Below are 25,268 nucleotides of genomic sequence, written 5' to 3'. Positions count from 1 at the left end.
CCGAACGACCGGCGACGGCAAGATGCCCCGCCGTCAAACGAGAGCGACGCGTGCCAGGCACGCAAGGAGCCAGCCATGTCCCGCACGATCCGCCTGCAAGCCCTGATCCGGGTGTTGCGCCACCGCACGGACCCGATCGGCGGACCCGAGCTTGCCGAGCTGTTGGGCATCACCCTGAGGACCCTTTATCAGGACATCGCCACGCTGCGGGCGGTGGGGGTCGAGGTCGTCAACGAGGCTGGCCAGGGCTATGTGCTGCCGCCCGACATCGCGCTGCCTCCTGCGTCACTGGCCGACCCTGCCCCGCGGGCGTCGGGTGAGCTGATCTTCTACACCAATCCGCTCTCCCGGGGCGGCATCGTCCACTGGATGCTCGAGGAGCTCGGGGTCTCCTACCGCACCGTGGTGCTCGACTACGGCACCACGATGAAGTCGCCCGACTACCTGGCGCTCAACCCCATGGGCAAGGTGCCGGCGATCCGCCACGGCGACGCGGTGGTCACCGAGGCCGCCGCGATCTGCGCCTACCTTGCCGATGCCTTTCCCGAGGCCGGGCTGGCGCCGCCGCCCGCCGAGCGGGCCGACTACTACCGCTGGCTGTTCTTTGCCGCCGGGCCGCTGGAGGCCGCCCTGGGGCTCGGCCTGCTGGGCGTGCAGCCCACGCCCGAGCAGCAGGTGCAGCTCGGCTGCGGCGACGTCTGGTCGGTGCTCGACACCCTCTCCGCCGCGGTCGCCGGGCGTCGCTACATCGCCGGCGATCGCTTCAGCGCGGCGGACGTCTACGTTGGTTCTCACCTCGGCTGGGGCATGCACTTCGGCACCGTGCCGCGGCGGCCCGAGTTCGAGGCCTACTGGGCGGGCCTGAGGGACCGGCCGGCGCGCGCCCGCTGCGAGGCGTTCGTCGAGCAGGCCCTCTCGCCGCTGGCCTGATGGCGGGGCGCGGGACGATCAGCGGGCCGCTGCGCCGCCACGGCCACCTGGCCCTGGCGGCGCTGGTGCTGCTGGTCTGGTCGTTCTCGAGCGACGACTGGGCCGGCGCGCTCTTCCTGCCGGTCTGGGTGGTGGCCACCCAGCTGATCGTGGCCGGCAGCCTCGAGGCCGCCCGGCTGCGGCGGCGGGCCTGGCTCGGCCAGTACCTGCGCGACGACTCCCCCTGGCGGCGCTGGCTCGAGGGCGGGGCGCTGATGGTGCTGCGCCACCAGCTCGTCGGCGCGCTGCTCGCCCTGGTGCTGCTGGTCGACCTGCGCCTGCTCTCCCTGGCGGAGTGGCCGCTGCTGCTGGCCGCGCTGCCCGCGCTGGTGCTGGCCAGGCACCGGCTGCGGCGCCGGCTATCGCGCCATGTCGTGGCCGAGCACCTGCCGGCGGTGACCCGTCGCCTGCTGGTGGCGCCCATCGCCGCGCTGCTGGCCCTGGCGATGGTGCTGGCGGCGCTCTGGCTGCCCCAGCCGTGGCTGGTCGGGCTCGGCTGGGAGGAGGCAATCACCCGCCACCTGGCGGCCGGCGAGGGCGGCAGGCTGCTCGGCCTCTTCGAGCGGCTGGCCGCCAGCGCCGAGCTCACCCGCCAGTGGGCCATGCAGAACGCCGTGGAGCGCTTGCACCTCGCCACGCCGGTGGCGGTGCTGGGCTGGCTGGTGCTGCTGCTTACACAGGGCGCCGTCGCCTGGGCCTACGTTCGCCTGCTGGTGGGCGCCGAGGCGCTGCGCCGCGAGGGCCGCTCGCCCCGCAGGGGGGCGTCGGACGAGCCGGCGCCGGCCACCGATCGGGAGACGCGACCGTGAGCGTGAGCGGCGAGGCCGTGACCCCGTCGGCCGAACGCACCCCGACGCGCGCCTCCCGCTGGCGCGGCTGGGCGCTCTCGGCCCTGGTGGTGCTCCTGCTGCTGGCGGCGCTCGAGGCCGGCCATCGCGTTCTCGAGACGCGCAGCCAGGCGCCGCTCTACCGGGTAATCGTCGCGGGCGAGTCGCTGACCCTGGAGGCCGAGGCCCATGCCGCCTTCTCCCGCGATCTCGAGAGGCTCGCCGCCGAGGCCGAGGCGACGCTGGCCGCCCGCATGGCGCCCTGGACCGAGGCCCGCCTGGCGCAGGCCTTCGCGCCGCTCGAGGCGGCGGTGCCGGGCTATCTCGACTGGTACTTCTCCCTGGGCGGCAGCTACCTGCGACTGGCGATGGGGCTGGCGGGCGACCAGGCCGCCTGGCTCGAGACCCAGCGCCAGCGGCGGCTGATCGAGGCGAGTCGCATCGAGGCGGCCCTGGTCGACCTCCAGGCGGCGCATGCGGCGCGGCTCGCCCGCGAGCAACAGGCGCTGATGGAGGCGATGAGTGCCACGCTGCTCGAACGCTACGCCCCGCGAAGTGTTTCTGGCGCGAAGACGCCGGTGGTGGCGCCACCAACCATTGATCTGGATGGCCGGATGGACGAGGCGCTGCTGACCACGCTGGACGCCCGCCGCTGGCAGGCGGCCGCGCTGGGCGGCAGCGGCATCGGGCTGATGGTCGGGCGGCCCCTGGCGCGCAGGCTGGCGGCAGGGGCCGTGGGGCAGGGCGGTCGGGTGGCGCTGCGCGCGCTGGCGACGCGACTGGGCGCCGGGGCCGCGCGCTCGCTGGCCAGTGGCGGGGCGGCGGCGGCGGTGACGGCGCCCGCAGGCCCCGGCGCCCTGATGGTCGGCGCGGCGACCACCGCCGCGGGGCTCGCCGGGCTCGTCGGCGGCGAGTTCGCCCTGCTGAAACTGCAGGAGGCGCGTGAGCGCCCGGCCCTCGAGGCCCGGCTGTTTGAGGGCATCGCGGAGGCCCGCCGCGACACCGCGGGTGCGCTCGGTCTCACCGTGTCGGCCGCCGCCGAGCGACTGGCGGCGGGGCTGGAGGCGCCTGCCGGGGAAAGCGAACCGGCAGCCGGCGAAGCGCGTCCCGAGGCCTATCGCATCCTCGATCGGCTCGGCCTCACGGCGGGGTCTGACGTCTGATCCCCGGCGCCTGAGCCACGACACTTTGCTCAACGCGGCGCGGCGCCGGGGTGGGGCAGTGGCTCAGACCCCGTGCAGGCGGCGATGCAGGGCGTGGACCCGCTCGGCGAGCTCCGGCACCGGCCCCTCGACCGTCGCGCTCGGCACGATCTCCTGGATCGGCAGGGTGTTCACGGGCGGCGGGGCGACGCCCATCTCCTTGAGCCAGCCGCCGAGCTGCTCGGAGGAGCTGGCGTAGACGATGCGCCCCAGCCCCACCCAGCCGTGGGCGGCCGCGCACATCGGGCAGTGCTCGCCCGAGGTGTAGACGGTGGCCCGGGCGCGCTCCTCGGGCGGCAGGTTCTCCGCGGCCCAGCGGGCCAGGAAGAACTCCGGATGCTGGGTGGCATCGCCGCCGGCCACGTGGTTGTGGTCCTCGACCAGCACCGCGCCGTCGCCGCTCACCAGCACCGAGCCGAAGGGCTCGTCGCCGGCCTCCAGGGCCTCCTCGGCCAGCTCCACGCAGCGCTCGAGGTGCTGCTTGTCGGTCTCGCTGATCATCGTCGTTCCCTCCTTTGAATGTGGCGTGCCTTCTCATGATACGACTCGCCGGGGGCGTTTTCATGAGGGGTGGGCCGCGACGTTTCACTGATGGCGCTCCCCAGCCGACTGACGTAGGCTGATTAGCTGTTAGCGATTCAATGAGTGCCGGTTTATAGCATTGTTAAACGTGCGTGATCGTTCAAGTTGATATGCGGCACGCTATCTAATACCTATTATTTTGTGCGTGATTGAAGCCTATGAGTGAAAACAATCCAGCAAGTCGGCTACTCAATATCATTCAAGAGGGCCAGAAACAGAAGAAAGATCAGCAAGCTGCTAGTGCTTGGGCTGCAATCCTTGATGTACCAATAGGCGACAAGAGCCTTTTAATGTCCCGTGTCGGACACGTCATGGCTTTGCCTGCAGCTATCAAGTCTGAAGTCGGGCAGCTTGAGAACATTAACCACCAACTTCACTTGAAATGGCTGTCCAGCGTAGAGACATCTTTTTCAGTACTGAGTCTGCAAATTCAGTGGAAACAGTTCATCGAAAGATTCAATGCCGAAACGATTTTTGGTCTTGAAGTGTGTGATGATTTGTTGAGCCGGAATCGTCCGGAAAAGGTCGCTGAGCCAGAATCTTTGAAGAGTCTTTTGGAGGAAGTAAATGCGCTTCTCGACAGGCTGAAAGAAGCTGAGCTTCCTCTAGACCTAAGAGAGTTTATCTTTGAACATCTCTATCTAGTGAAAAATGCTATAGAGGAATACAAAATTCTTGGGATTCGTCCCCTAGAAGCAGAAGTCGAGCGGCTAATAGGCGCGACGGCCAGAAATCCTGATATTTGTACTCGTACTCGTGAAACTGATGTGGGTAAGAGGTTTTGGGGTGTGATGGGTAATTTGGCCATTGTGACAACCATTGTGGTCGGTCAGCTTCAGATAGGGAATGAAGTGTTTGATGCTTTATCGCCAGAGAGTGAGAATCCTCCCGAAGCGCAAACAATAGTAAATCTCAGCATGCCCCCTAGCGATTGCGGGGCTGAAGACGGTGACTCACCTTTGGTATCAAAGCCCGCGCTTTTGCCCGGCTATGGGAAAAAGTAATAAGTCGCTACAAGTGGAACTCCAAAGCATGGTTGTTGATGTTGCGTAGGGAAGATGGGGTTGTAAGTCTCAATGCTGCTAGTATGGCTTCACTCGCCAGCTTGTGGCGTACTTTTTGTCTTGAAGAGGTGGTGATTTATAGGAGTCGGTCATGAAAGGAAGCTGCTTGTGCGGGGCGATAGCCTACGAGGTAACGGCACTGGATGGACCGATCACGTTCTGTCACTGCCGCACCTGTCGTAAGGCGCATGCGGCGCCCTTCGTGCCGACCGCCGGGGTCGAGAGGTCACAATTCCGTTGGCTCGCCGGAGAAGACCGGCTCTCGAGCTTCGAATCGAGCCCCGGAAAGCTGCGGCACTTCTGCTCGGTGTGTGGCACGCACCTCGTCGCGGAGCGGGCCCATCAGGCGCACGTCATCGTGCGGGTCGCGACGCTGGACGACGACCCCGGCGTCGGGCCCCAGGCGCATATCTGGACGTCGCACGATGTCGACTGGCTCTCTGCCGAGGGCGTGCCCGCCCACCCGGAGTGGCCGCCGGGCAGGGCCTGAGGGCCCGAGTCACATGCCGAACCGGGCTGGGCCGATGCGAGCGGTGCTGCCACACTCGAGGCGCCTGTCGCCAGGCGCTATCCATCGATCGAGGAGGGCACGATGAGCAACGGTCTCTATCAGCGATTGGCCTGCGATTGCGGCGCGGTCTGCCTGCTGGCCTGCGGGTCGCCCCTCGGCGGCGCCGTGGACCCGGCGGGCGAGCCCGTCACCCTCTGGCCGCTGGAGGCGGTGCAGGTCGGGGAGGGCGTCGATGAGCTCGCCTCTCGCGAGGCGGCGTCGGGCGGGGTGAGCCTGTCGTGTCGCCGCTGCGGCGAGGTGGTGGGCGTCGAGCACGGCGAGGCCGGCGTGATGGCGCTGCCCGGGGCGGCGGATGACGAGCAGGATGCCGCGCCGCCGGCGGCCCCCTCACGGGCGCCCCTGGAAGCCCTCGGCTATCGCTTCCCCTCAACGGGCAACGGCTGATGACGGGGCGTGGCCTCAATGCCGTGGCGGATAGCCCAGGGCCTGGCGCAGTCGCTCGGCGTGGTTGGCCACCCAGGTCGGGTCGATGGGCCCCCAGTCGCGAATCACGTAGGCGCCGATGTTGTGGCGCTCGCCCGGCAGGTGCTCGAACTCGCAGACCATGTCCAGCTCGGCCAGGGCGGCGAGGGTGTCCTGGGCGGTCCGACGGGGCATGCCGGTGGCCTCCATGATGGCCGGCACGCTGGCGGCACCGCTGGCCACCAGGTGGGCGACGTAGAGGCGACGATAGAAGCTGGTGCGGGTCTTGCTCAGGGTCATGCGGGGCATCCTTGACGGCTTGACGGGAGTCGGGCTCGGGCGAGCGGCACGCCGCGGCGCGCCGCGCCTCGCTGCCTGCAGTCTAGCGGCTTCGTCCTCCCCGGCACCATGTCTGCCCCCTCGCCAGCCCCTTCTGTCTCCTCTGGGCCTGGCGCGCGCGGGCGGCGCATATCCCGGAGGCAGAGTCGCGGATCGCTTGCCATGCTGGAGGATGGGACGAGACGTCGGGTCCGCTGCCATGGGATGGCCTGTCTGGAGGAATCCCCATGCGCTGGAACGTCTTCATCGTCGGCCAGGATCAGCTGTCGCAACGCCTGCTGCCGCACCTTCGTCACGCCGAGGAGTATGCCTTTCATCCGCTGCTGACCCTCGAGCAGGTGGTGCACGCCGAGGAGTACCCCTTCGATCGCCTGGTGGACGAGGCGCTGGCGGAGCTCGAGCGCTTCGAGGGACCGGTGGATGCCATCGTCGGCTACTGGGACTTTCCGACCAGCGGGCTCCTGCCCGTGTTGCGTCAGGCCCGGGGCCTGCCCGGCCCGTCGCTCGATGCCGTGCTCAAGTGCGAGCACAAGTACTGGAGCCGGCTGGAGCAGGCGCGCTCGGTGCCGGAGTGCGTGCCGGCCTTCCAGGCGCTGGACCCCTTCGATCCCCGGGCCGTCGAGTCGGTGCAGATCGACTATCCGTTCTGGCTCAAGCCGATCAAGGCGCACTCCTCGCACCTCGGATTCCGGGTCGAGAGCACCGACCAGCTGCGCGAGGTGCTGCCGGCCATTCGTGAGGGCATCGGGCGCTTCGGCCGGCCCTTCGATGAGGTCTGCGCGCGTGTCGCGCTGCCCGACGAGGTGGCGGCGGTCACCGGCCATCACTGCATCGCCGAGGCGATCATCTCGGACGGGCGTCAGGTCACCCTGGAGGGCTACGTGCAGGGCGGGGAGGTGCACCTGGAGGGTATCGTCGACAGCCTGCGCGACGCCGAGCACTCCTCCGTGCTGCTGCGCTATGAGTACCCCTCCTCGCTGCCCGAGGCGCTCCAGCAGCGCATGCTCGAGCTCACCCGACGCTTCATCGCCCGGATCGGCTTTGATGACGGGCCCTTCAACATCGAGTACTTCCACGACGAGCAGAGCGACCGGCTCTGGCTGCTCGAGGTCAATGCGCGCCTCTCGCGCTCCCACGCGGCGCTCTTCCAGCTGGTCGACGGCGCGCCGCACTTCCAGGTGATGGTGGACGTGGGACTGGGCATCGCCCCGCGCATGCCCCATCGCGAGGGCCCCTACGGCGTGGCCGCCAAGCAGATGCTGCGGGTCTTCGAGGATGGCCGGGTCGAGCGGGTGCCGAGCGAGGCGGAGATCCGCCGCGTCGAGGCGGCGTTCCCGGGCACCCTGGTGCAGCTCAACGTGGCCCCGGGCATGCGGCTCTCGGAGCTCCGGCACCAGGACTCCTTCTCCTGGGAGCTGGGGGTGCTCTTCACCGGGGCCGAGGATCGCGAGGCGCTGGACGCGCGCATCGCGCAGTGTCGCCGGATGCTGCCCTTTACGATCGCGCCGCTGGCGGACGAGGAGGGGGGCTGAGCCGTCGTCGCCGGGCCATCAGCAGAGGAGGAGGCCATGCGTATCGTCACCGACTTTCCCTACCGCGTGGAGTGCCACGATCCGGTGTGGATCCCCATGGACGACGGCGTCTCGCTGTGCGGGCGGCTCTGGCTGCCGGTGGGCGCCGACGCGCGGCCGGTGCCTGCCATCCTCGAGTACATTCCCTACCGGCTGCGCGATGGCTCGGCGCGACGTGACGCCCAGCACCACCACTACTTCGCCGGCCACGGCTATGCCTCGATTCGCGTCGATATCCGCGGCAGCGGCGACTCCGGGGGGGTGCTCACCGACGAGTACCTGGAACAGGAGCTCCTCGACGGCGAGGCGATCCTGCGCTGGCTGGCCGCCCAGCCCTGGTGCGACGGCCGGGTCGGCATGATCGGCATCTCCTGGGGCGGCTTCAACGGCCTGCAGCTGGCGGCCCGCCAGCCCCCCGAGCTCGGCGCGGTGGTTAGCGTCTGTTCCACCGACGACCGCTATGCCGACGACGTCCACTACATGGGCGGCTGCCTGCTGGGGGACAACCTCTCCTGGGCCTCGACCATGTTCGCCTACAATTCCCTGCCGCCGGACCCGAGCGTGGTCGGCGAGGCGTGGCGGGCGATGTGGCATCGGCGCCTGGAGGGCAGCGGGCTATGGCTCGCCACCTGGCTCGAGCACCCGCACCGCGACGCCTACTGGCGCCACGGTTCGATCTGCGAGGACTTCTCCCGGGTGCAGGTGCCGGTGCTGGCGGTCAGCGGCTGGTCGGACGGCTACTCCAACGCCGTCAAGCGCTTGGTGGCGAACCTGCCCGACCGCTGCCAGGGGCTGATCGGCCCCTGGAGCCACAAGTACCCGCACCTGGGCGAGCCGGGGCCGGCCATCGGCTTTCTGCAGGAGTGCCTGCGCTGGTGGGACCAGTGGCTCAAGGGGCGCGACACGGGGGTGCAGGAGCAGCCGGCGCTCAAGGTGTGGATGCAGGACAGCATGCCGCCGACCACGCGCTATGGCTGCCGGCCGGGGCGCTGGGTCGCGGAGCCCTGCTGGCCCTCGCCCAACATCATGCAGGTCAAGCTGCCGCTCTCGCCCGACCGGCTGCACCTCGACGGACGCCCCAGCGAGGAGGAGGGCGTGCTGACCCTGCAGTCGCCGCTGACCTGCGGGCTTTTCGCCGGCAAGTGGTGCTCCTATGCCGCCGGCCCGGACCTGGCCCACGACCAGCGCCAGGAGGACGGCGGCGCCCTGACCTTCGACAGCCCGCCCCTCACGGCGCCGCTGGAGGTGATGGGGGCGGCGGTGGTGGAGCTGGAGCTTGCCGCCGACCGGCCGGTGGCCATGGTGGCGGCGCGCCTGTGCGACGTGGCCCCCGACGACAAGGCCACCCGGGTCACCTACGGCCTGCTCAACCTGACCCACCGCGAGAGCCACGCCGAACCGAGCCCGCTGGAGCCGGGCCGCCGCTACCGGGTGAGGCTGCAGCTCAACGACGTGGCCCAGGTGTTCCCCCAGGGCCACCGGCTGCGGCTGTCGCTCTCTACCTCCTACTGGCCGCTGGCCTGGGCGCCGCCGGCGTTGGTGCGCCTGACGCTCTTCGATCGCGGCTGCGCGCTGCACCTGCCGGTGCGTCCGCCCCGCGAGGAGGACAGCCGGCTGGCCCCCTTCGCCGCCCCCGAGGCGGCGGCGAGCATCGAGACCACCCACCTCGAGCCCGGCCATCACAACTGGTACGTGCATCGCGACCTCGCCGAGGACCTGTCGATCCTCGAGGTGGTCAACGACAACGGCCGGATCCGCCTCGAGGACTCCGGGATCGAGGTGGCGACCCGGGCGGTGGAGACCTACGCCTGCCGCGACGACGACGTCGACTCCCTGGAGGGCACGACCCACTGGGAGCGCTCGCTCGCCCGGGGCGACTGGGCGGTACGCACCGTGACGCACACGCGCCTCACCTCGGATGCCGAGACCTTCCGGCTGCACGCCACCCTGGACGCCTACGAGGGCGAGACCCGGGTCTTCTGCCGCAGCTGGGACCTGCGCCTGCCGCGCCGGCTGGTGTGAGCGCTCAGCGCGCCAGGAACCAGCCCTTCATGGCGTCGGTGATACGGCGCATCTCGGCCTCGCTGGTGACGTAGGCGGGCATGGTGTAGAGCCAGCGGCCGAAGGGGCGCAGCCAGACGCCCTGGGCGCGGGCGAAGTCGGCCACGCCCTTCAGTGCGGCGGCGTCGTGGACCTCGATCACCGCGGTGGCACCGAGCGCGCGCACGTCGGCGACATCCGGGTGGTCGCGCAGCGCGGCATCCTCGACCAGCGCCTCGTGCAGCACGGCGTTGAGCGCCCGGATGCGGCCCAGGTAGTCCTCCTCCTCGAACACCGCCAGGCTCTCCAGCGCCACTCGGCAGGCCAGCGGATTGCCCATGAAGGTGGGGCCGTGCATGAAGGCGTGCAGCTCGCTGTCGCCGACGAAGGCGTCGTGGACCCTATCGGTGGCAAGCGTCGCGGCGTGGCCCAGGTAGCCGCCGGTCAGCCCCTTGGAGAGCACCATGATGTCCGGCGTCACGTCGGCGTGGTCGGCGGCGAACATCCGCCCGGTGCGCCCGAAGCCGGTGGCCACCTCGTCGAAGATCAGCAGCACGTCGAACTCCTCGCAGAGCTCGCGGGCGCCGCGCAGGTAGTGGGGCGAGGTCATGTTGAGCCCACCGGCGGCCTGCAGCAGCGGCTCCATCAGCAGCGCGCCGATCTCCTCGTGATGGGCCTCGAGCACGTCGCGCAGGGCGTCGAGGTCTGGCTGCACCGCCTCCCGGCTGGCCTCGAAGGGGGCGGTGGGGGCGGGGGCGAAATGGTGCTGGGGCAGGAAACCCGAGAACAGCGAGTGCATGCCCTCTTCCGGGTCGCACACCGCCATGCAGCCGGCGGTGTCGCCGTGGTAGGCCTTCATCAGCGTCAGCATGCGGTGCTTGGCCGGCTGGCCGCGCAGGTAGTGGTACTGCACGGCCATCTTCATGGCCACTTCCATGCCCACCGAGCCGCTGTCGGAGAAGAAGACGTGGTTGAGGCCCTTCGGCGTCACACGCACCAGCTCACGTGCCAGGCGGTCGGCGGGCTCGTGGGTCAGGCCGCCGAGCATCACATGGCAGAGTTCGTCGGCCTGGCGCTGGATGGCCTCGACCAGGCGCGGGTGGCGATAGCCGTGGATCATGCACCACCAGGAGCAGGTGGCGTCGAGCAGCGTCTCGCCGCCCTCCAGGATGAAGGTCGCGCCCTCGCCGCCGACCACCTTGGGGGCCGGGCGCTGGGTCTTGAGGTGGGCATAGGGGTGCCAGACGGGGGACGTCATGAGGGCCTCCGGGGAATCGGCAGAGAGTGTAGGGGGCGGAAAAGGCGTCGGGCGATGGCCCGGGGCGTCGCTGACGGACGCGGGAACGATGGGCGCAGCGAAACGCCGTGCTTTCCTGGAGAAAGCCGGTGCGATAAGGAGGGCGACGCTGAGCTGAGATGGTGCGGATGGGGAGACTTGAACTCCCACGCCCGAAGGCACCAGAACCTAAATCTGGCGTGTCTACCAATTCCACCACATCCGCACGGATAGGCAGGCGTGCACATTCTACGGACGCCTTCGCCCAAGTCAATCGGCATCGGGCAGCGCCAGGTGATCGGCGGCCGCCTCGGCCAGCGCCCGGTGATCCTCGCCCGCGAGCCGCGGCACCACGCCGAGGCAGGGGGCGTCGAGGGTGGCGGCGAGGGTCGCCAGGTTGTCGCGGTAGAGGGCGTCGTCCGCCGCGAAGCCGGGGTCGAGGAGGTTGCCCACCCAGCCGGCGAGGCGCAGGCCGTCGGTGCGGATCGCCTCAGCCGTGAGCCGGGCGTGGCTGATGGCGCCGAGACGCAGGCCCACCACGAGAATCACCGGCAGCCCCAGGCCCACGGCCAGCCCCGACAGGTCCTCGCGGTCGTTGAGCGGCACCCGCCAGCCCCCCGCGCCCTCGATCAGGGTCAGTTCGCGCGCGAGGGCGAGCGGGGCCCGGACATGGTCGGCCAGCTGGTTGAGCGTCGGCGTGACCCCGGCGCGGCGGGCGGCCAGGTGCGGGGCGATGGCGGGGGCGAAGGCGACAGGGTTGATCGTCGCGTAGGGCAGGGCCGGCCGGGTCTGGGCCTCAAGGGCCAGGGCATCCACGTTGCGCAGCCCCTCGACGGTCTCCTCGCAGCCGGAGGCCACGGGCTTGAGGCCCAGGGTGGTGAGGCCGCGGCGCCGGGCCAGGGCGAGCAGGCCGCTGGTCACGAGGGTCTTGCCGGCGTCGGTGTCGGTGCCGGTCACGAAGTAGGCGGGCATGTCAGGTCGAGAGCTCCAGGGTCAGCAGGCGATAGGTGACGGGCAGGCCGTGGTCGTCGCGCAGCGCCTCGAAGCGCCGCGCCGCCCGGGCCAGGTCGGCTCGCGTCAGGCGGGCGCCGGGGCGCGCGACCTGGGCTCCGACCCCCTTGATCGAGGCCATCACCGCGGCGAGGTCGGGATAGTGGAAGCGTGCGGCCTGCTCCCGGCAGTCGACCCGGCGAAAGCCCGCCGCCCAGGCCGCCCGGCGATGCTCGCCGGCGTCGCGGAAGGCGAGCAGGGCGGCCGGGCTCTCGGGGTGCGACCAGGCGTGACTCACCTCGGCCAGCGTGCCGGGGGCGAGGGTGTTGATCAGGGCGCGACCGCCGGGGCGCAGCACGCGCCTCACCTCGGCCAGCACGGCGTCGAGGTCGGGGCACCACTGGATCGCCAGGTTGGAGACCACGAGCGCCTGGCTCGCCTCGGCCAGCGGCAGGGCGGCGGCATCGCCGCACAGCCAGCGCACGCCCTCGCCGTGGCGGCGGCGGGCCTCGTCGAGCATGCCCGGGGCGAGGTCGAGGCCGGTGACGCGGCAGGTCGCGCCGAAGCGCTCCTTGAGGCCGGCGGCCGTCTCGCCGGGGCCGCAGCCCAGATCCAGCACCGCCTCGGCCCGCGCGGGCAGGCGCTCGAGCAGGGTCGCGGCCATGGCACGCTGGGCGCTGGCCCGCTCGGCATAGTGCGGGGCGGCCCGGGAGAAGGCGCGGGCGACGCGGCCCCGCCAGCCGGCCTGCTCCGTCGCGGCCTGCGGCGTCGAGGACGGTGCGGCGCGGCGAGGCGCGTCCGTGGCTGGCGCGGGAAGGGCCATCATGATGCGGGCTCCAGGGCGACGGCGGCCAGGCACTCCGCCAGCGCCCGGGGCTGGCTCAGCATCGGGGCGTGACCCGCCTCGGCGAGGCGAATGTCTGCCGCCTCGCGGGCCGACGGGGCCAGCAGCGGATCCTGCTCGCCGGAGACGCGCCACACCGGACAGGGCGCGTCGGCGAGGCGCTCGGCGTTGTCGAGCTCGGCCAGCTGCCCGAGCCCCGCCGCCAGGGTCGCCGGCGGGGCGGCGGGATCGGGCCCCAGCAGCTCGAGCAGCCGGCGATGGGCGGCCCGGGGCGAGGGCTCGCCGCGCAGCTGCCAGCGCAGGAAGTGGGCGCGCGTGGCCTCCGGGTCGCGGCGAAAGGCATCGCGAAAGGTCGCCAGCGCCTCCGGCGTGATGCCCTCGGGGTCGCAGAAGCGCGCCCCCATGCCGAGCAGCACCAGGCCGCGGGGGGCGGGCAGGTGGTCGAGCAGGGCCGCGGCGAGCAGGCCCCCCAGGGACCAGCCGACCCAGACGGCCTCGGCCGGAAGGTCCTCGGCCATCGCCTCGGCCAGGGCGGCGAGATCCTCGGGGTCCTCCAGGGCGGGGCGACTGCCGTAGCCGGGCCAGTCGGGTGCGGAGACCTCGACCTTCTCCTCTCGACGACCAGGCCAGTATTCGGCGAGCGGCTGCCAGAGGCGCGCATCGCAGCCCCAGCCGGAGAGCAGGACGAGCCGGCTCATGCGGGCACCTCCTCGGCGTGCAGGGCGGCCAGGGCCTCGAGCAGCGCCTCCAGATCCTCGTCGCGGTGGGCCGCGCTCAGGGTAATGCGCAGCCGTGCCTCGCCGCGGGGCACCGTGGGCTCGCGAATGGCGCCGACCATGATCTCGCGTTCGCGCAGCCGGGCGGCCCAGCGCATCACCCGCTCGCTGTCGCCCAGCACCAGGGGCTGGATGGGCGTGGTGGATGGCGAAAGCGGCAGGCCGAGCCGGACGGCCTCGCGGCGAAAGCGCGCGATCAGGGTCGCCAGGCGCGTGCGCCGCTCGGGCTCGGCCTCGAGCAGCCTGAGCGCCTCGAGGGTCGCCGCGGCCACCCCAGGGGGCTGGGCGGTGGTGTAGACGTAGGGGCGGGCGAACTGGATCAGGTGGTCGATCAGCCCCTGGCTGCCGGCCACGAAGGCGCCGGCGGAGCCCAGCGCCTTGCCCAGGGTGCCGACCAGCACCGGCACCCGCGCGGGGCCCAAGGCCCGGCCCGCGCAGCCGTCGCCGTGCTCGCCCAGCACGCCGAGGCCGTGGGCGTCGTCGATCATCAGCCAGGCGTCGTGTCGCTCGCAGGTCGCGGCGAGCCCGGCGACGTCGGCCACGTCGCCGTCCATGCTGAACACCCCGTCGCTGACCACCAGGCGGCGCCCGTCGGCCGGCGAGCGGGCGAGCAGCCGCTCGAGGTCGTCAAGATCCCGATGGTGGAAGCGCCGCGAGCGGGCTCCCGAGAGCCGGCCGCCGTCCAGCAGCGAGGCGTGGTTCAGGCGGTCCTGGAAGAGCCGGGTCTCGCCGTCGCAGAGCGCCTGCAGGGTGCCGAGGTTGGCCATGTAGCCGGTGGAGAAGAGCAGCGCCGCCGGGCGCCCGGTCAGCGCGGCCAGGCGCTGCTCGAGCGCCTCGTGGACCGCGAGGTGGCCGCTGACCAGGTGCGAGGCGCCGGCCCCGGCGCCGTCGCGGCGCGCGCCCTCGGCCTGGGCCTCGGCCAGGCGCGGGTCCCGTGCCAGGCCCAGGTAGTCGTTGCCGGCGAAGTCGCGCAGCGGTCCCCGGGGGTTGTGGGTCCGGCGCGCCCGCCAGCGGCCGGCGTCGCGCTGCGTCGCGGCCCGCTCGGCAAGGTGCGTGCTCCAGGCAGCCGACATGGCGCGTCAGGCCTGGGCGGCGTCGTAGGCGAGCCGGCTGGCCGCGGCCTCCTGGGCCGTCGCGGCCTGGCGCACGGCGCTGGCCTCGAGCGCGGCCGCCAGGGCGGCCTGCTGGCCGACCTCGTCGGTGCAGGTCTCCCGGCGCTCGGGGTGCAGGCCGAGCCGGTCGAAGAGCGCGCGGTCCTTCTCCACCTGGGGGTTGCCGGTGGTCAGCAGGGTGTCGCCGTAGAAGATCGAGTTGGCCCCGGCCAGGAAGGCCAGCGCCTGGGTGGCGTCATCCATCTGCTCGCGGCCGGCGGAGAGGCGCACGTGGCTCTTCGGCATCAGGATGCGGGCCACGGCGATGGCGCGCACGTACTCGATGGGGTCCAGATCCTCGACGTCCTCGAGTGGCGTGCCGGGCACCTTGACCAGCATGTTGATCGGCACCGACTCCGGGTGCGGCTCGAGCCTGACCAGCTGCTGGAGCAGGGCGGCGCGGTCGCGGGGCGCCTCGCCCATGCCGAGGATGCCGCCCGAGCAGACCTTCATGCCGGCCTGGCGCACGTTGCCCAGGGTCTCCAGGCGGTCGGCGTAGGTGCGGGTGGTGATGATCTCGCCGTAGTACTCCGGCGAGGTATCGAGGTTGTGGTTGTAGTAGTCGAGCCCGGCCTCGGCCAGCCGGCCCGCCTGGTCGCCGTCGACCATGCCGAGGGTCATGCAGGTCTCGAGCCCCAGCGCCTTGACCCGGCGCACCATCTCCAGCACCACCTCGAGGTCACGCTCCCTCGGGCTCTTCCAGGCCGCGCCCATGCAGAAGCGGCTGGCCCCGGCCTCCTGGGCGGCGCGTGCCTGTTCGACCACCTTCTCGATCTCCAGCAGCTTCTCCTTGCCGAGCCCGGTGTTGTAGTGGCCCGACTGCGGGCAGTACTTGCAGTCCTCGGGGCAGGCGCCGGTCTTGATGGAGAGCAGGGTGGAGACCTGCACGGCGTTGGCCTCGAAGTGGGCCCGGTGCACCTGCTGGGCGCGGAACAGCAGGTCGTTGAAGGGCAGGGCGAAGAGCGCCTCGATCTCCTCGAGCGACCAGTCGTGGCGGACCTCGCCGAGCGTGGCTAGGGTCTGGGAGTCGGGGCGGGATTCTTGGGACGCGGCAGGCATGGCGGGCTCGCTTATGGTCAACTTGGCGTGGATATCGAGGTTGACGGATAGCCTAAGGCCTGCGGCGGTCATGTCAACCGCGAGAATGAGCCGGGTTGACGGCTGGCTGCGCCGGGCCCTGCCCGGGCGCTGCGTCTTCTGCCTGGCGCCGCTGCCGGACGAGGCGCCGTGGTGTGTGGCCTGTTTCGCGGGGCTGCCCTGGAACCGGCCGGCCTGTGACGGCTGCGGCGAACCCCAGCCGCCGGCCCAGGCGGGGCTGCGCTGCGGGCGCTGCCTGCGCCGGCCCCCGGCGTTCGACCGGGCGAAGGTGCCGCTGCGCTATGCCGATGAGGTGGCGGGCCTGGTGCAGCGCTTCAAGTTCGATGCCTCGCCGCGGGCCGGAAGCTTGCTGCTCGAGCTGCTGGTGGCGGGGCTCACGCCGGACGAGCGAGCCTGGCCCGAGGCGCTGGTGGCGGTGCCGCTGCATCCGCGCCGCGCCCGGGAGCGCGGCTTCGACCAGGCGCGCTGGCTCGCGAGGCGCCTGGCTCGGCGGCTCGACCGCCCGCTGGTGCGCGCGGTGCGCCTGCGCGACACGCCCAGCCAGCGCGGCCTGGATCGCGGCGAGCGGCGTGCCAACCTGCGCGCGGCCTTCGGCGTGCCGGCGGGCCTGCCCGGGCGCGTGGCGCTGGTCGACGACGTGATGACCACCGGCGCGACCCTGGAGGCGCTGGCCGTGGCCTGTCGCCGGGCCGGCGCCCGGGAGGTGGTCGCCTGGTCGGTGGCGCGCACGCCCCTTCACGACCGCTGATCCGGGCTCTGGTATCCGGGCTCTGGTAGAGTGGGGCTCTTTACGCTTGCCGGAGCCCTCCATGGAGACCAGATCCCATCCCTTCGCCGATCTCTCGCCCGCCCGGGTCGTGGCGGCGGTGGAGTCGCTCGGCTTCTGGCTGCCCGGGGAGCCCTTCACCCTCAACAGCTACGAGAACCGGGTCTTCCTGGTGCACGACGACGAGCGCCGCCGCTGGGTGGTGAAGTTCTACCGCCCCGAGCGCTGGAGCGATGCCCAGATCCGCGAGGAGCACGACTTCCTGGCCGAGCTGGCCGAGGCCGGGGTGGCCGTGGCCGCGCCCTGGCGGGACGCGGCCGGCGAGAGCCTGCATCGCGCCGAGGGCTTTCGCTTCACGCTCTTCCCGCACCTGCCGGGCCAGGCGCCGGAGCTGGAGAACCCGACCCACCTGTTCGCCCTCGGCGAGCTGATCGGCGCGGTGCATGCGGTGGGCGAGCGGGGGCGCTTCGCCCATCGTCGCACGCTGGATCTCGACGGCATGGTGCTCGAGGCCCGCGACAAGGTGCTGGCGAGCCGCTGGCTCGACCGCCGCCAGCGCCCCGCCTACCTGCGCATTTGCGAGGCGCTGCATGCCCGGCTCGCCGCCCATGCCGAGGAGCTGGGGCCGATGCTGCGCGTGCAGGGCGACTGCCATATCGGCAACGTGCTCGGTCGGGACGAGCACTTCGCCCTGGTCGACTTCGACGACTGCCTGATGGCACCCGCGATCCAGGACCTGTGGATGCTGTTCACCGCCCAGGAGGAGGGCGAGCGCCAGATGCAGCTCTCGGAGGTGCTCGAGGGCTACGAGCAGCACCGCGAGTTCGAGCGCCGGGAGCTGGCCCTGGTGGAGCCGCTGCGCACCCTGCGCCTGCTGCGCCACAGTGCCTGGCTGGTGGACCGCTGGGAGGACCCGGCCTTTCCGCAGGCCTTCCCGTGGCTGGCCGATGCCGGCTACTGGGATGGCCACCTGCGCCTGCTCGAGCAGCAGCGCCAGGTGCTGGAGACGGGGCCTCGCTGGCTGGCCTGAGCGGGAGAAATCGAGGGCTCAGAACGCAGGACGCACCCCGAGGGGTGCGTCCTGTGGGCGGGCGAGGGGCCGGGAGGCGCTCAGTCGTCGCCGGGGGCCGGGGTCTCGGCGGGCGTGGGGGTCTCGGCGGGCGTGGGAGCGGCGGCGCCTTCCCCCCGGCGGCGCTGCGCGTTGATCTCGGCCGCCGGGTTGGCCTGCTGCTCGATGGAGAGGTCGCTGGCCAGGCGCAGCTGGAAGGTCTGCTGCGGCGTCAGGCGGCACTCGCCGTCCTGGCAGGCCGGGATGCCGAAGTCGCCGTCGGCGCCGTAGGCGGCGGCGGAGAGTTCGCCGCTGTAGATCTCGCTCTCGCTGCCGTCGGTCTCGATGCAGGTCAGGGCCTCGGTGGTCAGGCGGATGCGCTCGCCGTCGAGGCGGGCGTTGCCGACCAGCACGCAGTATTCCGGCAGGGTGTGGGAGGCGCTGCCGCCGGCGACCGGGTGGATGACCAGGTCGTCACGGGCCGGCTCCTGGGCGCTGAGCGTCAGGGTGTCGATGACCTGGACGTCGAGGGTCGCATCGGTGGGCAGCTCGAGGGTATCGCTCATGGCCAGGGACGGTACCGCCAGGGCAGCGGCCATCAGCAGAAGAGAGGCAGGGGTCTTGATCATGTCGGGCTCTCGAGGGTGACTTGGGCGCAGCATGAAGCAGCCCATAGCCTACCACAGGGCGGCCCACCCGGCAGCCCTGGGGGGAGGGCGACGGCCGCGACACGATGTCACTGGCCGCCGCGCCGCCGGCCTGCGTCGGCGGTCGTCATGCGCTAGAATATCGAGTTCCTGGATTCTCTAGTTGTACAGGATGTTTATCTTGTATATCTTCTGTACACGATGTAAGCGTGATGGCCGGGCTTCCCACCATCGACACGCCGGATACCGACTCTGCCACGGGGCCTGACCATGACCGAAGAACTCGCCAATCACTATCGCCACATCATCCAAGAGCTCGGCGAGAACCCCGAGCGCGAGGGCCTGCGCGACACGCCCAAGCGCGCCGCCAAGGCGATGCAGTTCCTCAATCGCGGCTACACCCAGTCGCTGGAGGAGATCATCAACGGCGCAGTGTTCGAGTCGGAGACCGACGAGATGGTGCTGGTCAAGGACATCGAGCTCTACTCGATGTGCGAGCACCACCTGCTGCCGTTCATCGGCAAGTGCCACATCGCCTACCTGCCCAGCGGCAAGGTGCTGGGGCTCTCCAAGTTCGCCCGCATCGTCGACATGTACGCCCGGCGCATGCAGATCCAGGAGAACCTGACCCGCCAGATCGCCGAGGCGGTCCAGCAGGTGACCGATGCGCGCGGCGTGGCGGTGGTGATCGAGGCGCGCCACCTGTGCATGATGATGCGCGGGGTCGAGAAGCAGAACTCCAGCATGACCTCCTCGGTGATGCTCGGCGCCTTCCGCGAGAAGCCGAGCACCCGCCAGGAGTTCCTCACCCTGGTCAACGGACGCTGATTGTCCCGCAAGGAGCCACGCCATGCCGATTCACGCCCTGGGCGATCAGCACTTCGACCACGACCTGGCCACGATCCGCATCAAGAACCTGCGCCTGCGCACGCACATCGGCATCAAGGATGACGAGATCAGGAACCGTCAGGACGTGGTGATCAACGCGGTGATTCGCTATCGCGCCGACAAGGCCGTCGAGTTCAACCACATCGAGCAGGCCCTGAACTACCGGACCATCACCAAGGAGGTGATCGCCCTGGTCGAGGATCATCGCTTCCTGCTGCTCGAGCGGATGACCCGCGAGGTGCTGGACCTGATCATGGGCCACGAGCAGGTGCTCACCGCCCAGGTGGAGATCGACAAGCCCCACGCGCTGCGCTTCTCCGACTCGGTCTCGATCACGCTGTCCGATTCCCGCGAGCCTCGCCGTCCGCAGTGACGCCTCGCGTTGATCGAGAAGGCCCCCGGTGGTTGGTACACCGGGGGCTTTGCGCTTAGCATGGGGGAAAACCGACAAGAGGCCGCGTTCGCGGCAGGAGACGACCATGCAAGCCCTCAAGGAAACGCAGCTCTATTGCCCCTTCGCCTATATCGACGGCAGCTGGGTCGCCGCCGACAGCGGCGAGCAGATCGATGTGCTCAATCCGGCCACCGGCGAGTCGATGGGCAACGTGCCGCGCCTGGGGCGTGCGGAGACCGAGCGGGCCATCGACGCGGCGGACGCCGCCCTGCCGAGCTGGAAGGCGCTCACCGCCCTGGAGCGCGCCGACATCCTGATGAAGTGGCACGACCTGATGATGGAGCATCAGGACGACCTCGCCATGCTGATGACCTACGAGCAGGGCAAGCCGCTCAAGGAGGCCGCCGGCGAGATCGCCTACGCGGCGAGCTTCCTGCGCTGGTTCGCCGAGGAGGCTCGGCGCGTCTATGGCGACACCGTGCCGGCCGCCAAGTCCAACCAGCGGATCGTGGTCACCAAGCAGCCGGTCGGCGTGGTGGGAGCCATCACGCCCTGGAACTTCCCGGCGGCGATGATCACCCGCAAGGCCGGCGCGGCGCTGGCCGCGGGCTGCACCATCGTGGTCAAGCCGGCCAGCCAGACCCCGTTCTCCGCCACCGCCCTGGCCAAGCTCGCCGAGCGGGCCGGCGTGCCGCGCGGCGTGTTCAACGTGGTGCCCGGGCGCGCCTCGGAGATCGCCGCGGCCATGACCGAGTCGCCGCTGGTGCGCAAGATCACCTTCACCGGCTCCACCGAGGTGGGGCGCCAGCTGATGTCCCAGGCCTCCCAGCACATCCAGAAGATCTCCCTGGAGCTCGGCGGCAACGCCCCCTTCATCGTTTTCGAGGATGCCGACCTGGACGCCGCGGTGGAGGGCGCCATGGCCGCCAAGTTCCGCAACGCCGGCCAGACCTGCGTCTGCACCAACCGCTTCCTGGTGCAGTCCAGCGTCGTCAACGCCTTCTGCGAGAAGCTGGCGGTGGCCATGAACAGCGAGCTCAAGGTGGGCAACGGCACCGAGGGCGGCGTCAACATCGGCCCGCTGATCGACGAGAACGCGGTGGCCAAGGTCAGCGAGCACGTCCACGACGCCGTGGACCAGGGCGCGGAGCTGCTGCTGGGCGGCCATCCGCACCCGCTGGGCGGCAACTTCTTCTCGCCGACCCTGATCAGCTTCGCCCATGACCGGATGAAGGTGGCCCGCGAGGAGACCTTCGGCCCGCTGGCGGCGGTGTTCCCCTTCGACGACGAGGAGGAGGCCGTGCGCATGGCCAACGACACCGAGTACGGCCTGGCCTCCTACTTCTACTCTCGCGACCTGGGTCGCGTCTGGCGGGTCGCCGACGCCCTGGAGTACGGCATGGTGGGCATCAACACCGGCCTGATCTCCAACGCCGCCGCGCCCTTCGGCGGGGTCAAGGCCTCGGGGCTCGGCCGCGAGGGCGGCCACCAGGGTCTCGACGAGTTCCTCGAGACCAAGTACCTCTGCTTCGACCTCGGCTAAGAGACCGAGGCGGCGACGTCGGCTCACCGGCGTCGCCCACGAAAAACCCCGCCGGGCGCTGAGCCCGGCGGGGTTTTTTATCAGCACTCGAGAAAACGGCGGGAGAGTCCCCGCCGTGTCGCGCCGCTCAGTGGCGGAAGTGGCGCATGCCGGTGAAGACCATGGCGATGCCGGCCTCGTTGGCGGCGTCGATCACCTCCTGGTCGCGCATGGAGCCGCCGGGCTGGATCACCGCGGCGATGCCGGCGGCGGCGGCGGCATCGATGCCGTCACGGAAGGGGAAGAAGGCGTCGGAGGCCATCACCGAGCCGGGCACCGAGAGTCCCTCGTCGGCGGCCTTGATGCCGGCGATCTTGGCCGAGTAGACGCGGCTCATCTGGCCGGCGCCCACGCCGATGGTCTGGCCATCCTTGGCGTAGACGATGGCGTTGGACTTGACGTACTTGGCCACCTTCCAGGCGAAGGCCAGGTCGCGCATCTCCTGCTCGGTGGGCACGCGCTCGCTGACCACGGTGAGCTCGTCGCGGCCGACCATGCCGAGGTCGCGATCCTGGACCAGCAGGCCGCCGGTGACGCGCTTGAGGTCGTGGGCGTGCTCGCGCTCGCCGGGCCAGTTGGCGCCGACGTCGAGCAGGCGCACGTTCTTCTTCTCGGCGACGATGCGGGCCGCCTCGTCCTCGACCCCAGGGGCGATGATCACCTCGACGAACTGGCGCTCGACGATGGCCCGCGCGGTCTCGGCATCGAGCGCCACGTTGAAGGCGATGATGCCGCCGAAGGCGCTGGTCGGGTCGGTGGCGAAGGCCTTGTCGTAGGCCTCGAGGGCGGTGGCCCCCACAGCGACGCCGCAGGGATTGGCGTGCTTGACGATCACGCAGGCGGTGTCGGTGAAGCCCTTGACGCACTCGAAGGCGGCATCGGTGTCGGCGACGTTGTTGAACGACAGCGCCTTGCCGTTGAGCTGGGTGGCGGTGGCCACGCTCGCCTCGCGGGCGCCCGCCTCGACGTAGAAGGCCGCGTTCTGGTGCGGGTTCTCGCCGTAGCGCATGGACTGCTTCTTCTCGAACTGCAGGTTGTAGGTGCGCGGGAAGCCGTCCTCGCCGCCGGGCACCCGCTGGCCGAGGTAGTCGGCGATGGCGGCGTCGTAGCCGGCGGTGTGCTCGAAGGCCTTCACGGCCAGGTCGAAGCGGGTAGCGTCAGACACCGCGCCCTCGCCGGCGGCGATCTCGGCCAGCACCCGGGGATAGTCGCCGGCATCCACGACGATGGTGGTGTAGGCGTGGTTCTTGGCGCAGGCGCGCACCATGGTCGGGCCGCCGATGTCGATGTTCTCGATGGCGTCCTCGAGGCTGCAGTCCGGCTTGGCGACGGTCTGGGCGAAGGGGTAGAGGTTGACCACCACCATGTCGATGGGATCGATGCCGTGCTCGGCCATGACCGCGTCGTCCTGGCCGCGGCGGCCGAGGATGCCGCCGTGGATCGTCGGGTGCAGCGTCTTGACCCGGCCGTCCATGATCTCGGGGAACCCGGTGTGCTCGGAGACCTCGGTGACCGCGATGCCGTGCTCCTTCAGCAGGCGGAAGGTGCCGCCGGTGGAGAGCAGCGCGACGCCCTGCTCGGCGAGGCCGCGGGCGAAGTCGACGATGCCGGTCTTGTCGGAGACGCTGATCAGGGCGCGGCGTACCGCGGGGGAGGAGGCTTGGGCCATGGGAGTCACTCTCTGTCGATGGTCAGGCTGACACGGGTTGCGAAGGGGCGGCGAAAACGCGCGGGGAGCCGCACGGGCTCCCCGGATGGACCGTTCAGATCAGGCCGTACTGCTTGAGCTTCTTGCGCAGCGTGCCGCGGTTGAGGCCGAGCATCTCGGCGGCACGGGTCTGGTTGCCCTGGGTGTGCTCGAGCACCGAGGCCAGCAGCGGCGCCTCGACCTCGGCCATCACCATGGCGTAGAGGTCGGTGACGCTGGAGCCGTCGAGATGATCGAAGTAGCGCGCCAGGGAGGCCTCGACGGCCTCGCGCAGCGGGCGGTCGTCCTGGGGGGCCGGGCGGGCGGTGTCGCGCAGGTCGGCGAGCTCGCCGGAGGTCGGGGACTCGAACTCGGGCTGCGCGAGATGCTGATCAAGGGATTGGCTGCTGGTCATGCGGCACAGGTTCCGTCGGATGCCACGGCCCGGGCGACGCGAGCGGGCGTCGCGGCGGGGTCGTGGCGAAAGAGTTCGTCGATGAAGCGGCGCTGGGCGCGGGGACTCTCGAGGCCGTTGAAGGTGGCTCGCAGGGCCCGTCGCCCGTCGTCGTCGAAGCGCGCGTCGCCGGCCAGGTACCAGCCGAGGTGCTTGCGCGCGATGCGCACGCCCATGTGATCGCCGTAGAAGTCGTGCAGGGCCTCGAGGTGGTCGCGCAGCACCGCGGCGCGCTCCTCGTCCTGCGGGGGAGCCAGCGGCTCGCCATGGCGCAGGTAGTGGTCGATCTCGCGGAAGATCCAGGGGTTGCCCTGGGCGCCGCGCCCGACCATCACTGCATCCGCCCCAGTATAGTCGAGGATTCGGCGGGCCTTCTCGGGGCCGTCGATGTCGCCGTTGGCGAACACCGGGATGTTCACCGCGGCCTTGATGGCGGCGATGGTGTCGTACTCGGCGTGGCCGCCGTAGCGCTGCTGGCGATGGCGGCCGTGCACGGCCAGGGCCTGGATGCCGGCGTCCTCGGCGATGCGCGCCACCCGCACGCCGTTGTTGCTCTCGGCACACCAGCCGGTGCGGATCTTCAGCGTCACCGGCACCTCGACCGCGGCGACCACCGCCTGGACGATCTCGGCCACCAGCGCCTCGTCGCGCAGCAGCGCCGAGCCGGCCGCCTTGTTGCAGACCTTCTTGGCCGGGCAGCCCATGTTGATGTCGATGATCTCGGCGCCCATGGCGGCGTTCAGTCGCGCCGCCTCGGCGAGCATCTCGGCGTCGCCGCCGGCGATCTGCACGCTGCGCGGGCCCGGCTCGCCGCGGTGATCCATGCGCAGCCGCGACTTGCGGGTGTGCCACAGGGTGGGATCCGAGGTGACCATCTCGCCCACCACCAGCCCCGCGCCCAGACGCCGGCAGAGCGCGCGGAAGGGGCGGTCGGTGACCCCGGCCATGGGCGCCAGCACCACCCGGTTGGGCAGTGTGTGGCGACCGATGCGGGGCAGGGGGCGAGCGTCGTGCATGATCGGGGTCGTCGGCGAGAGGGGGTGCATATCATACGCCCACGCCGTGCGTTGGTGAACCACCAGGCGCGGGCTCATGGATCAGGCGATGGTCGCGGGACGTCGGCCATTGAGCCGGACCCAGCCCTCGCGCACCGTCGGCTCGTCCATGGCGAGCCCCCGGGCGCGGTAGGCCTCGAGCACCTCCTCGGCCTGGGCCTCGAGGATGCCCGAGAGCGCCAGGCGCCCGCCCGGCGCCACGCGGCCGGCGATCTCGTCGGCGAGCTCGACCAGCGGCCCGGCCAGGATGTTGGCGACCACCAGCGGGAACTCCCCCGCCTCGAGCTGCTCGGGGTAGCAGAGCCGGAAGGCGGCATCAACCACGCCGTTACGCTCGGCGTTGTCGCGGCTGGCCGAGAGCGCCTGGGGGTCGATGTCGGTGCCGGTGGCCGTCCGGGCGCCGAGCTTGAGTGCGGCGATCGCCAGTATCCCAGAGCCGCAGCCCACGTCGAGCACCTCCAGGTCGTCCAGCTCGCCTTCCACCGCCAGGCCGTCCAGCCACTCCAGGCAGAGCGCCGTGGTGGGGTGGGTGCCGGTGCCGAAGGCAAGCCCGGGGTCCAGGTGGAGGTTGACGGCGCCGGGTTCGGGCGGCGCGTGCCAGCTCGGCACGATCCACAGCCGCTCGCCCATGCGCAGGGGGTGGAAGTCGGCCATCCACTCGCGCTCCCAGTCGCGGTCGGCGAGCAGCTCGACCTCCACCTCGGGGCAGGGCTCGTCGGGGAACTCGGCGGCCCAGGCCTGGCGCACCCGCTCGAGCATCGCCTCGGTCCCCTCCAGGTCGTCGTAGAGCCCGGTCAGCACCGTTTCGTCCCACAGCGGGGTGGTGCCGCGTTCCGGCTCGAAGACCGGGTCGTCGTAGGCGTCCTGCAGGGTGATGGCGGTGGCGCCTTCGGCCAGCAGCAGCTCCTCGAGGGGCTCGGCCTGCTCGGGGGCGATACGGGCCTTGAGTTGCATCCAGGGCATGGGCGGTCTCCGGTCGGTGCGCACGGGGGGAAGGGAAAGGGGGCGGACAACGCAAGCGGGGCGGCCGTGGCCGCCCCGCGTG

26 protein-coding genes and 1 tRNA gene are annotated in these 25,268 nt (G+C 70.9%); 13 read left to right on the top strand and 14 right to left on the bottom strand.

The genetic code is table 11. The features are described 5' to 3' along the window. Window positions 1-75 precede the first annotated feature (75 nt). Genes C9F13_RS02435 through C9F13_RS02425 form a run of 3 tightly spaced genes read left to right on the top strand, consistent with a single transcriptional unit; the run spans window position 76 to window position 2,959 of the window. Window positions 76-930, top strand: a complete 855-nt coding sequence (locus tag C9F13_RS02435; protein ID WP_108444641.1) for an HTH domain-containing protein — start codon at window positions 76-78, stop codon at window positions 928-930. Continuing rightward, window positions 930-1,778: a hypothetical protein gene (locus C9F13_RS02430; protein ID WP_108444640.1), complete on the top strand. Its 849-nt coding sequence runs from the start codon at window positions 930-932 to the stop codon at window positions 1,776-1,778. Before C9F13_RS02435 ends, C9F13_RS02430 begins: the two co-directional genes overlap by 1 nt. Then, entirely contained in the window at window positions 1,775-2,959 is a 1,185-nt protein-coding gene (locus C9F13_RS02425) for a hypothetical protein (protein WP_108444639.1), read from the top strand. The genes C9F13_RS02430 and C9F13_RS02425 overlap by 4 nt, the downstream gene beginning before the upstream one ends. Before the next feature lie 63 nt (window positions 2,960-3,022). On the opposite strand, the gene C9F13_RS02420 is transcribed toward C9F13_RS02425, so the two are convergent. Then, window positions 3,023-3,499, bottom strand: a complete 477-nt coding sequence (locus C9F13_RS02420; RefSeq protein ID WP_108444638.1) for a nucleoside deaminase — start codon at window positions 3,497-3,499, stop codon at window positions 3,023-3,025. A gap of 239 nt (window positions 3,500-3,738) precedes the next feature. On the opposite strand from C9F13_RS02420, the gene C9F13_RS17395 reads away from it, so the two are divergent. The 3 genes from C9F13_RS17395 (at window position 3,739) to C9F13_RS02410 (ending at window position 5,599) form a co-directional block, all read left to right on the top strand. Continuing rightward, a complete protein-coding gene (locus C9F13_RS17395) occupies window positions 3,739-4,584 on the top strand; it encodes a hypothetical protein (RefSeq protein ID WP_157955150.1) in 846 nt (281 codons plus the stop codon). 151 nt (window positions 4,585-4,735) lie between these two features. Then, window positions 4,736-5,134, top strand: a complete 399-nt coding sequence (locus tag C9F13_RS02415) for a GFA family protein (RefSeq protein WP_108444637.1) — start codon at window positions 4,736-4,738, stop codon at window positions 5,132-5,134. 102 nt (window positions 5,135-5,236) lie between these two features. Beyond that, the gene (locus tag C9F13_RS02410; protein WP_108444636.1) at window positions 5,237-5,599 is read left to right on the top strand and encodes a hypothetical protein; all 363 of its coding nucleotides are present in this window, start codon (window positions 5,237-5,239) and stop codon (window positions 5,597-5,599) included. A gap of 15 nt (window positions 5,600-5,614) precedes the next feature. Here the strand turns inward: C9F13_RS02410 and C9F13_RS02405 are convergent, their stop codons facing one another. Then, entirely contained in the window at window positions 5,615-5,917 is a 303-nt protein-coding gene (locus C9F13_RS02405) for a winged helix-turn-helix domain-containing protein (RefSeq protein ID WP_108444635.1), read from the bottom strand. Between the two features lie 266 nt (window positions 5,918-6,183). On the opposite strand from C9F13_RS02405, the gene C9F13_RS02400 reads away from it, so the two are divergent. After that, entirely contained in the window at window positions 6,184-7,488 is a 1,305-nt protein-coding gene (locus C9F13_RS02400) for an ATP-grasp domain-containing protein (RefSeq protein ID WP_108444634.1), read from the top strand. A gap of 36 nt (window positions 7,489-7,524) precedes the next feature. Then, on the top strand, window positions 7,525-9,549 hold the full coding sequence (locus tag C9F13_RS02395) for a CocE/NonD family hydrolase (protein ID WP_108444633.1): 2,025 nt from the start codon (window positions 7,525-7,527) through the stop codon (window positions 9,547-9,549). Between the two features lie 4 nt (window positions 9,550-9,553). On the opposite strand, the gene bioA is transcribed toward C9F13_RS02395, so the two are convergent. The 7 genes from bioA to bioB form a co-directional block, all read right to left on the bottom strand. Beyond that, entirely contained in the window at window positions 9,554-10,825 is a 1,272-nt protein-coding gene (bioA, locus tag C9F13_RS02390; protein WP_108444632.1) for an adenosylmethionine--8-amino-7-oxononanoate transaminase, read from the bottom strand. A 159-nt stretch (window positions 10,826-10,984) separates the two neighbouring features. Beyond that, window positions 10,985-11,069, bottom strand: a tRNA-Leu gene (locus tag C9F13_RS02385). Window positions 11,070-11,113: 44 nt separating this feature from the next. Continuing rightward, entirely contained in the window at window positions 11,114-11,815 is a 702-nt protein-coding gene (gene bioD / locus C9F13_RS02380) for a dethiobiotin synthase (protein ID WP_108444631.1), read from the bottom strand. Window position 11,816: 1 nt separating this feature from the next. Then, window positions 11,817-12,659 carry a methyltransferase domain-containing protein gene (locus C9F13_RS02375; RefSeq protein WP_245888682.1) on the bottom strand — a complete coding sequence of 281 codons (843 nt, stop codon included), beginning with the start codon at window positions 12,657-12,659 and terminating at the stop codon, window positions 11,817-11,819. Further along, the gene (locus C9F13_RS02370) at window positions 12,656-13,375 is read right to left on the bottom strand and encodes an alpha/beta fold hydrolase (protein WP_108444630.1); all 720 of its coding nucleotides are present in this window, start codon (window positions 13,373-13,375) and stop codon (window positions 12,656-12,658) included. The genes C9F13_RS02375 and C9F13_RS02370 overlap by 4 nt, the downstream gene beginning before the upstream one ends. Then, the gene (gene bioF, locus C9F13_RS02365; protein WP_108444629.1) at window positions 13,372-14,526 is read right to left on the bottom strand and encodes an 8-amino-7-oxononanoate synthase; all 1,155 of its coding nucleotides are present in this window, start codon (window positions 14,524-14,526) and stop codon (window positions 13,372-13,374) included. The genes C9F13_RS02370 and bioF overlap by 4 nt, the downstream gene beginning before the upstream one ends. A gap of 6 nt (window positions 14,527-14,532) precedes the next feature. Beyond that, window positions 14,533-15,663, bottom strand: a complete 1,131-nt coding sequence (bioB, locus tag C9F13_RS02360) for a biotin synthase BioB (protein ID WP_170121120.1) — start codon at window positions 15,661-15,663, stop codon at window positions 14,533-14,535. An 85-nt stretch (window positions 15,664-15,748) separates the two neighbouring features. Here bioB and C9F13_RS02355 point away from each other — a divergent pair, with 85 nt between their 5' ends. Both C9F13_RS02355 and C9F13_RS02350 read left to right on the top strand, forming a co-directional pair. Next, window positions 15,749-16,450 carry a ComFC family protein gene (locus C9F13_RS02355; protein ID WP_245888681.1) on the top strand — a complete coding sequence of 234 codons (702 nt, stop codon included), beginning with the start codon at window positions 15,749-15,751 and terminating at the stop codon, window positions 16,448-16,450. 61 nt (window positions 16,451-16,511) lie between these two features. Then, a complete protein-coding gene (locus C9F13_RS02350; protein WP_108444627.1) occupies window positions 16,512-17,498 on the top strand; it encodes a serine/threonine protein kinase in 987 nt (328 codons plus the stop codon). Window positions 17,499-17,578: 80 nt separating this feature from the next. Here C9F13_RS02350 and C9F13_RS02345 read toward each other — a convergent pair whose 3' ends face one another. After that, window positions 17,579-18,145 (bottom strand): TraB/TrbI/VirB10 family type IV secretion system protein, encoded by a 567-nt coding sequence (locus tag C9F13_RS02345; protein ID WP_108444626.1) that lies wholly within the window; start codon window positions 18,143-18,145, stop codon window positions 17,579-17,581. A 288-nt stretch (window positions 18,146-18,433) separates the two neighbouring features. Between C9F13_RS02345 and folE the strand changes: the two genes are divergently transcribed. From folE to C9F13_RS02330, 3 genes are all read left to right on the top strand, one after another. Next, entirely contained in the window at window positions 18,434-18,991 is a 558-nt protein-coding gene (folE, locus tag C9F13_RS02340) for a GTP cyclohydrolase I FolE (protein ID WP_108444625.1), read from the top strand. 22 nt (window positions 18,992-19,013) lie between these two features. Further along, entirely contained in the window at window positions 19,014-19,424 is a 411-nt protein-coding gene (gene folX / locus C9F13_RS02335; RefSeq protein ID WP_108444624.1) for a dihydroneopterin triphosphate 2'-epimerase, read from the top strand. Window positions 19,425-19,530: 106 nt separating this feature from the next. After that, window positions 19,531-20,988, top strand: coding sequence for an NAD-dependent succinate-semialdehyde dehydrogenase (locus C9F13_RS02330; protein WP_108444623.1), 1,458 nt, complete (start codon window positions 19,531-19,533; stop codon window positions 20,986-20,988). Between the two features lie 127 nt (window positions 20,989-21,115). On the opposite strand, the gene purH is transcribed toward C9F13_RS02330, so the two are convergent. From purH to prmA, 4 genes are all read right to left on the bottom strand, one after another. After that, window positions 21,116-22,696, bottom strand: a complete 1,581-nt coding sequence (gene purH, locus C9F13_RS02325; protein WP_108444622.1) for a bifunctional phosphoribosylaminoimidazolecarboxamide formyltransferase/IMP cyclohydrolase — start codon at window positions 22,694-22,696, stop codon at window positions 21,116-21,118. A 94-nt stretch (window positions 22,697-22,790) separates the two neighbouring features. Then, the gene (fis, locus tag C9F13_RS02320) at window positions 22,791-23,129 is read right to left on the bottom strand and encodes a DNA-binding transcriptional regulator Fis (RefSeq protein WP_108444621.1); all 339 of its coding nucleotides are present in this window, start codon (window positions 23,127-23,129) and stop codon (window positions 22,791-22,793) included. After that, window positions 23,126-24,184 carry a tRNA dihydrouridine synthase DusB gene (gene dusB, locus C9F13_RS02315; protein ID WP_108444620.1) on the bottom strand — a complete coding sequence of 353 codons (1,059 nt, stop codon included), beginning with the start codon at window positions 24,182-24,184 and terminating at the stop codon, window positions 23,126-23,128. The genes fis and dusB overlap by 4 nt, the downstream gene beginning before the upstream one ends. An 81-nt stretch (window positions 24,185-24,265) precedes the next feature. Further along, complete coding sequence (prmA, locus tag C9F13_RS02310) at window positions 24,266-25,186, bottom strand: 50S ribosomal protein L11 methyltransferase (protein WP_108444619.1); 921 nt, start codon at window positions 25,184-25,186, stop codon at window positions 24,266-24,268. Between the last annotated feature and the right edge of the window lie 82 nt (window positions 25,187-25,268).

Source organism: Halomonas denitrificans (assembly GCF_003056305.1).
GTDB lineage: Bacteria > Pseudomonadota > Gammaproteobacteria > Pseudomonadales > Halomonadaceae > Halomonas > Halomonas denitrificans.
Note: the sequence above shows the minus strand (reverse complement) of the source record. Positions and strands in the feature narration are given on the sequence as shown.